Raw genomic sequence first — 419 nt, forward strand, 5'->3', positions numbered from 1 at the left:
TTTACATTACCTTGAGTAGATTGCTCTAGTAAAGATATAGCATCATTTATCTGAGTTATACCATTAGCTTGTTCTTTTATAGATTCAGCCATGTCATTAATTGATTGAACTAAGATATTAGTATTAGATTCTATTTCTCCTAAAGACTTACCAGTTCTTTCTGCTAGTTTTCTTACTTCATCTGCTACTACTGCAAAGCCTCTTCCATGTTCTCCTGCTCTTGCTGCTTCAATAGCAGCATTTAGTGCTAAAAGATTTATTTGGTCTGCTATGTCTTTAATAATACCTGTAACAGATTTAATATCTTCAGATTGAGATATTACTTCATTAGTCTTATTAGATACATTTTGCATAGACTGAGTTATCTCTTCTATAGCAGTAGCAGATTGTTCTAAAGAAGAAGCTTGTGCATTAGAGCT

Annotated in this window: 1 protein-coding gene; it reads right to left on the reverse strand. The window is 32.5% G+C overall.

From position 1 onward, the window contains the following. The coding region (locus BKH40_RS08635; protein ID WP_257842552.1) for a methyl-accepting chemotaxis protein at window positions 1-419 on the reverse strand (419 nt) is incomplete at both ends.

Source organism: Helicobacter sp. 11S02629-2 (genome assembly GCF_002272875.1).
Lineage (GTDB): Bacteria > Campylobacterota > Campylobacteria > Campylobacterales > Helicobacteraceae > Helicobacter_I.